Source organism: Streptomyces sp. SID3343 (assembly GCF_009865215.1).
Taxonomy (GTDB): domain Bacteria; phylum Actinomycetota; class Actinomycetes; order Streptomycetales; family Streptomycetaceae; genus Embleya.
Genome location: NZ_WWJX01000922.1, coordinates 1 through 7,602 on the forward strand (window position 1 = coordinate 1; position 7,602 = coordinate 7,602).

A 7,602-nucleotide genomic window follows, 5' to 3' on the forward strand; every position below is an offset into this window, starting at 1 on the left:
GTGCGCGGGGTACGCCCGGGGCGGCGTGGTCGGCGTGGCCGGCACGCCACCGACGTGCGGCGGGGGCGGGACCGACGGCACCGCCGGGGCCGATGCGCCGAACGCCCGCGACGGGGTCGAGTCGGCGACCTCGCGCAGGATCCGGGCTCCCTCCTCGGCGGTCATCCGCCGGTCCGCCTCCTTGACCAGCCATCCGTCGATCACCGGCCCGAGTCCGGCCGCGTGCCGGGGCGGATCGGCCTCGTCGGTCAGGATCGCGTTGAGCGTGCTGATCATCGTGCCGCGACGGAACGGGTTGCGGCCCTCGACCGCCATGTACAGCACGACCGCGAGCGACCACAGGTCGGCGGCGAGCGCCGGCCGTTTGCCCTCGGCCCGCTCGGGCGCCAGGAAGTCCGGCGAGCCGACCAGCATGCCGGTCACCGTGAGCGTGGCGGTGCCGGTCGCGGTGGCGATCCCGAAGTCGGTCAGTACCACTCGGCCGTGCGTGGTCACCAGGATGTTGGCGGGCTTGACGTCGCGGTGCAGCACGCCCTTCTCGTCGGCCGCCAGCAACGCGTCGAGCACCTTGAGGCCCAGATCGGCGGCGTCCGCGGGGGTCAGCGTGCCCTGGGTCTCCAGGATCTCGGCGAGCGACTGCGCCTCGACCAGTTCCATCACGATCCAGGGGATGCCGCCTTCCTCGACGACGTCGTGGATGGTGACCACGTTGGGATGCCCGACCCGGGCCGCCGCTCGCGCCTCACGCAGCGTCCGTTCGCGCGCCAGATCCTTTTCCTCGTCGTCGAGATGGTCGGGCAGCCGCAACTCCTTCACCGCGACGTCGCGGTGCAGCATCTCGTCCACGGCGCGCCACACCGTGCCCATGCCACCTCTGCCGAGCATGGTGCCCAACCGGTAGCGCCCGCCGATGACTCGGCCGCGCGTGCCCCCGGTCTGTGCCACGTACCCTCCCTGCGTCGACCGACATGTCGCGTCGGCCTTTCTTCAGACTTGACCCGTCACATTAGATGCACCCGGCATCGTGACGGAGGGGGGACCGCGTCGACGTCACGCCGTCGGGCCCGCGGACGAGCCCGACGCGGCCTTGTCGGAGCCGCCTCCACCGGCGGATGCCGGGGTCGTGACGGAGGTCGTCGGCTTGGCCGTCGAACCACCGGTCGGCGGCTTCGACGTGGGCGGTTTCGTGGTCGGCGGCCTGGTGGTCGGGGTCCGAGTGGGGGTCGTGGTCGGGCGGGTCGCCCGCGTGGTGGGCGTCGAGTGCGTATCCGGGTCGCCGGTGTTCGTACCGTTGCCGTTGCCGTTGCCGTTGCCGTTCGTGGTGCCGTCGTCGTCGGTGTCGTCCGGGGCGGAGGCGCTCGCACCGCCGGTGTGTACAGCTTGGCCGGGGCTCGCGGCACCGGGCGCGGCCGGGGGCGGCCCGCTGCTCGTCCCGGGCGCCGTGGACCGCTTGTCGGAGCCGGGGTGGTCGTCCTTCCCGTCGCCCATCGCGGCGGGCACCAGGATCGCCAGCGCGGTCACGGCCGCGACGACCAGGGCGCCGAGCACGACGATCTTGCGGCGCTTGCGGGCCGCGGCTTCGGTCGGGGTCGGGCGTGGCACGCCGATCGGGACCGGATCCGACACGCTCGGACCGGTCGGGCTCGGACCGGGCAGGACGGGACGGACCCGATCGTCCGCGGTGACCGCGCCCGGCACGGCGTCGGCGGGCAGGTAGGCGCGGGCACCGGTCTGCGGGTAGCCGCCCGTCGGCCCGTCGGGATCGGCCGCACTGGCCGCGCCGGTCGGCGGGAGCGGGAGCGGGAGCGGCGGCGGGGCCTGTTGCCACGACGAGCGGGTCACGCCCCGCGCACCGTGCGGATTCTCGACGGTCGCGGTGGCGTCCGGCGGCGGTGTCGGGGGCGGGGCCTCCGCCCCGCCGGCGGTCATCGCGGCGAGCAGCATGCGCTCGGTGCTGTCCTCGTCCGCGCGCTCCAGCGGGTCCTTGCGCAGCAGGCCCTCGATGGCCGGCCACAACGCGCCGGCCCGGCGCGGCGGCGCGGCCTCGTCGGTGAGCACCGCGGTGAGCGTGTCCATCGCGCCCGTGCGGCGAAACGGCGAGAAGCCCTCGACCGCCTGGTACAGCGTCACCCCCAGCGACCACAGGTCGGAGGCCGGTCCGGGGCGGCGCCCGAGCACGCGCTCCGGCGCGAGGTATTCGGGTGAGCCGACCAGCATCCCGGTCGCCGTGAGGGTGACCGAACCGGCCACCGTCGCGATGCCGAAGTCGGTCAGCACGACCCGCCCGCCGGGGGCCATCAGGATGTTGCTGGGCTTGACGTCGCGGTGCAGCACGTCGGCCACCCGGGCCGCCCGCAGCGCGTGCAGCACCGCGAGGCCGACCTCGGCGGCCTCGTGCGGGGCCATCCGACCCTCGTCGAGCACGTCGGTCAGCGACGGAGCCCGGACCAGTTCCATGACGATCCACGGCCGCCCGTCGTCCTCGGCGACGTCGAAGATGGTGACGACGTTGGGGTGGGTGATCCGGGCCGCCGCGCGGGCCTCGCGCAAGGCTCGCTCGCAGCGGCCCTGGGTCTCCATCTCGTCGAGGTCGTCCGGTATCCGGACCTCCTTGATCGCGACCTCGCGCCGCAGCAGTTCGTCGTACGCGAGCCACACCGTGCCCATGCCGCCGCGACCCAGCGACTCCCCCAGCCGGTAGCGCCCGTCCACAAGGCGGCTCTGCGAGCCGCTGTCGTGTGCCACGTGGTCCTCCCCAAGACCGTGGACACCACCCGATCCGCCCGTCGGCGCGTGATTGGCGTCACGTGTGAGACGTCGGGCGTACGCCGAAGGTTCCGGTACAAATGCGCCCAAGCGGTTGTCCGGCGGGGGACCGGTCGGCGGCCTCCGCGTACCGGTCGGCCGCCCGGCGCGAGAGCGTCCTCGACCCGGTGATGTCCGTTCCGTTTCGATGAAAGTGCCCGCTCGCGGGCCCCGGGACGCCTGTACGGGCGATCCACCGGGCGCCGGGTTCGTCCCCGGCTCCGGCCGCCCGCCGAGCGGGCGGCCCGGCTCAGCCGGCGATGGACAGGTGGCCCCTGGCGTGTTCGTAGTACGCGCCGGCGGTGCCCCACAGGTCGTCGCGACCGCGCACGGTCAGCCAGTAGCGGACGCCGGAGGCGGTGCGGACCACGAGGTCCTTGCCGTGGTAGTTGGTCAGGTCCTGGCCACACCACACGTATTCCCACTCCGCGGCCTCGTGGCCGCGGTAGTCGATGGCCTGCAGCAGCAGCCGTTCGTAGTCCTCGCCGTCCCGACGATCGCGACCGCCGATGCTGCCGTGCTCGCGGTGTGCCACCGACTCCTCCGGCGCCATCACGATGCCGCGGTCGACCGTGACGGTCACCGAGATCAACCGGTCGGGGTCGGTCACCGTGAGACCGCTGGGGCTGTCGGTACAGATCCAGCCCTCGGGCACGGGCAACGCGAAGCCCAGGTTGGTTCGTCGTCTGCGGCGCAGTCGCGGTATCACCTGGCCGTCCACGAGCGGGCCGAGCACGAGGCACCCGCCGATCAGCGCGAGCACGATGATCGGGTTCGGGGTGATCGCCGCGGCCTGGAGGGCTCCGCCCGCGATCACACCGAGCAGCATCGCGACCGGCACCGAACGCGAGATCCGCCGGTGCGGCAGCACGAGCCACACGCCCAGCGCGAGCGCGAGCAGCACGATCGTGTACATCCCGGTCCAACTGCCGAACGCGGCCAACCACCGCGCGCCGGCGGCCGTCGCGATGCCGACCGAGGTCAGGATCGTCGTCCAGTGCCGAAACCACCAGCGCGGCCAGCGGCGGTAGCGGGCCCGAAAGCCCGCCCCCGAACCCTCGCGCGGCAGGCGCAGGTTGGTGAAGGTCTCGTCCACGCTGCCGACGGGTGCCTTGTACGCGCTGGCGCCGACGGTGCGGCCGGTCTCCGGGCGGTGCGGTCGAGGCGTGTCCGCGGGTTCCGGGGTCCGCCCGGGCACCCGTACGCCGTGTCGGCGGACCCCGCCGGGCCGGGTCCGGCCGGGCACGAAGCGCTCGGGGGTGGCTCCGACCGACATCGGCGGGGTGTCCGCCACGTCCGCGAGCAGTTCGCGCACCTCGGCGATGGTGCCGCGCCGGGCCGGGTCCTTGACCATGAGCGCCTTGAGCGCCGGGGTCAGCGGTCCGGCCAGGAAGATCTCGGGGAAGCGGCCCGCCGCGACCGCGGCGAGCGTCGCCGCGTGCGTGTTGCGGCGAAACGCGGGCCGGCCCTCGACCGCCTCGAACAGCGTCGCGCCCAACGACCACAGGTCGGACGCGGGCCCCGGCGATTCGCCCGCGATCTGCTCGGGCGCGAGGTATTCGGGTGAGCCGACCATCGCGCCGGCCTGGGTCAGGGTCGCGCTGTCCTCGACGGAGGCGACCCCGAAGTCGGTGAGCACGACGCGCCCGTTGCGGGCCAGGAGCACGTTGGCGGGCTTGACGTCGCGGTGCAGCACGCCCGCCTCGTGCGCGGCCTCCAGGGCGGCCAGCAGGCGCAGGCCCAGCTCTGCGGCGCGTCCCGGCGCGACCGGTCCGTCCTTGTCGAGTTCCTGGGCGAGCGACATGCCGCGGACGAGTTCCATCACGATCGACGGCCGCCCGTCCTCTTCGGCTACGTCGAAGATGGTCACGACGTTGGGGTGATCGATCCTGGCCGCGGCGCGGGCCTCGCGCAGCATGCGGGCGCTCATCGTGCCGCGGTCGTCGTCGTCCACGTAGCGAGGCACCCGCAGTTCCTTGACCGCGACGTCACGGTCGAGCATCGTGTCGACGGCCCGCCAGACCGTGCCCATGCCGCCTCGGCCCAGCCGTTCACCCAGGCGGTATCGACCCGCGACCAATCGCTCGGGTGTCTCCGGGTCGGTCAAAGCTCTCGCTCTCCCCATTCGGCCGCGGCCGCCGCCGCGCGATCGGGTGGTTGCCTTCCATACTCCAGTCCGGCGCCGTACGGGGTCCACCGGTTCGCGCCCGAACCTCGGTCGAAGCCCCGATCGCACCCCATCGGAAAACGCCGCGACCGACCGGAACGTGCCCGAACGGCGGCCGGCCGAACCCGGCGGCGCCCCGGATCGGCCCCGACGAGGGGCGGCGCCCTTCCCGGGGCCGCCCGACGAGGCCGCGACCGTCCGCCGCGTCCGCCACCCCTACCCGGGCACGATGTCCTCCGCCCCCAGTCGAACCGCGTCCGCGGTGTGGTCGTCCAGTTGCTCCTGCGACTGTCGCTCGGCCTCGATCCGCTTCAGGTAGTAGTCGACCTCCCGCCGCACCCGGTCCTCGTCCCAGCCCAGCACCCGGGCCATCAGCGCCCCGCACGCCCGCGCGGCCCGCGCGCCCCGGTCGAAGGTCTCGATCGACACCCGGGTGCGCCGATCGAGGACGTCGTCCAGGTGCAGCGCCCCCTCGTGCGTGCACGCGTACACGACCTCGGCGGCGAGATAGTCGTCCGCGCCGTCCAGCGGATAGGCCAGCTCCGGTTGTGCCGCGATCAGCGCGAGCACCTCGTCGCTCATCGAGCCGTAGCGGTTCAGCAGGTGCTCGACCCGGACCACGTGCAGGCCGGTCCGCGCCGCGACGGCCGCCCGCGCGTTCCACAGCGCCGGGTAGCCCTCGGCGCCCGCGAGCGGCACCGTCTCGGTGCAGCCGGGCGCGACCTTGCGGTCCAGGCCGTGTACCGCGGCGTCCACGGCGTCGGCGGCCATCACTCGATACGTCGTGTACTTGCCGCCCGCGACCACCACGAGCCCGGGCACCGGATGCGCGACGGTGTGCTCGCGCGACAGCTGCGACGTCGCGTCGGACTCGCCGGCGAGCAGTGGCCGCAGGCCCGCGTACACGCCTTCGACGTCCTCGCGGGTGAGCGGTGGCGCGAGCACCCGGTTGACGTGGTCGAGCAGGTATTCGATGTCCGCCCGGCTCGCGGCCGGGTGCGCCTTGTCGAGTTCCCACCGGGTGTCGGTGGTGCCCACGATCCAGTGTCGGCCCCACGGGATGACGAACAGCACGCTCTTCTCGGTGCGCAGGATCAACCCCGTCGACGAGTGGATGCGGTCCTTGGGCACCACGAGGTGGATGCCCTTGGACGCGCGCACGTGGAACTGCCCGCGCTCGCCGACCAGCGCCTGTGTCTCGTCGGTCCATACCCCGGTCGCGTTGACCACCTGCCCCGCGCGGATGTCGTAGGTCTCGCCGGTCTCCACATCGCGCACGTGTACGCCGACCACGCGCTCGCCCTCGCGCAGGAACCCGGTCACCGGCGCCCGGGACGCGACGTGCGCGCCGTAGCCCGCGGCCGTGCGCACGAGGGTGAGCGTGTAGCGCGCGTCGTCCACCTGCGCGTCGTAGTACTGCACCGCGCCCACGAGCGCGTCCCGCCGCAGCGCCGGTGCCAGTCGCAGCGCCTGACGCCGAGTCAGCTGCCGGTGGCGGGGGAGCCCGCGCGGTCGCCCCGAAGTCGCCGCCATCGTGTCGTAGAGGGTGACCCCGGCCGTGACGTAGGGCCGCTCCCAGCCCCGATGGCGCAGCGGATACAGGAACGGGACCGGCTTGACCAGATGCGGCGCGAGCGTGTGCAGCAGCAACCCGCGCTCGCGTAACGCCTCGCGCACCAGCGCGAAGTCGAGCATTTCCAGGTAGCGCAGGCCGCCGTGGATCAGCTTGCTGGACCGGCTGGAGGTGCCCGACGCCCAGTCGCGCGCCTCCAGCAGCCCCACCGACAGGCCGCGGGTGACCGCGTCGAGCGCGGTGCCGGCGCCGACCACCCCGCCGCCGACCACGACCACGTCCAGCTCGCGTTCCGCCATCCGCCGCAGCGCGTCCGTGCGAGCCGGTGGACCCATCGCCGTGGTCCGCATCAGCGCCCCCTCCGAAACCGATCGTCACGCCCGGGACCACAGTGACGGGAGATGCCGTCGCCGACGTCTTGGTCTGTCTACCCACTGCCCGCCCGGCCGCACGGCGTCGTGCCGAACTTCCGGGGCCGGTCCACGCGGGCGAGGGGCACGCGACATGCGAACGCCCCGCACACGTGGCACGTGTGCGGGGCGCGAAACGCTCGGACTGCGAAACGTTGGAACGGTGAAACGTTCGGACTGCGAAACGCTCGGCTAGTGCGCCGGCGAGACCGTGACCTCGACCTGCTGGAACTTCTTGAGCTCCGAGTAGCCCGTGGTGGCCATCGCCCGGCGCAGCGCGCCGAAGAGGTTCATCGAACCGTCGGAGACGTGCGACGGGCCCAGGAGGATCTCCTCCAGAGTGCCGACCGCGCCCAGGTTCATCCGGCGACCGCGCGGCAGTTCGGGGTGGTGCGCCTCCGAGCCCCAGTGGTGCCCGGCGCCCGGTGCGTCACTGGCCCGGGCGAGCGCCGAGCCGATCATCACCGCGTCGGCGCCGCATGCGACGGCCTTGGCGATGTCGCCGCTGCGACCCACGCTGCCGTCGGCGACGACGTGCACGTACCGGCCGCCCGACTCGTCGAGGTAGTCCCGGCGCGCCTCGGCGACGTCGGCCACCGCGGTCGCCATCGGCACCGCGACCCCCAGCACGCCGCGCGTGGTGTGCG

Annotated in this window: 5 protein-coding genes; all 5 read right to left on the reverse strand. The window is 73.6% G+C overall.

Annotated features, from left to right (window positions below):
- Nucleotides 1-945: serine/threonine-protein kinase (locus GT354_RS28845; RefSeq protein WP_346012225.1), on the reverse strand; the 945-nt coding region annotated here is incomplete at its 3' end.
- 105 nt (nucleotides 946-1,050) lie between these two features.
- On the reverse strand, nucleotides 1,051-2,745 hold the full coding sequence (locus GT354_RS52845; RefSeq protein WP_346012226.1) for a serine/threonine-protein kinase: 1,695 nt from the start codon (nucleotides 2,743-2,745) through the stop codon (nucleotides 1,051-1,053).
- A 310-nt stretch (nucleotides 2,746-3,055) separates the two neighbouring features.
- Entirely contained in the window at nucleotides 3,056-4,912 is a 1,857-nt protein-coding gene (locus tag GT354_RS28855) for a serine/threonine-protein kinase (RefSeq protein ID WP_237535558.1), read from the reverse strand.
- A 276-nt stretch (nucleotides 4,913-5,188) separates the two neighbouring features.
- Entirely contained in the window at nucleotides 5,189-6,895 is a 1,707-nt protein-coding gene (locus GT354_RS28860) for a glycerol-3-phosphate dehydrogenase/oxidase (protein WP_161359310.1), read from the reverse strand.
- A gap of 252 nt (nucleotides 6,896-7,147) precedes the next feature.
- Nucleotides 7,148-7,602 (reverse strand): IMP dehydrogenase (locus tag GT354_RS28865; RefSeq protein ID WP_202512430.1); only part of this gene is annotated, 455 nt, incomplete at its 5' end.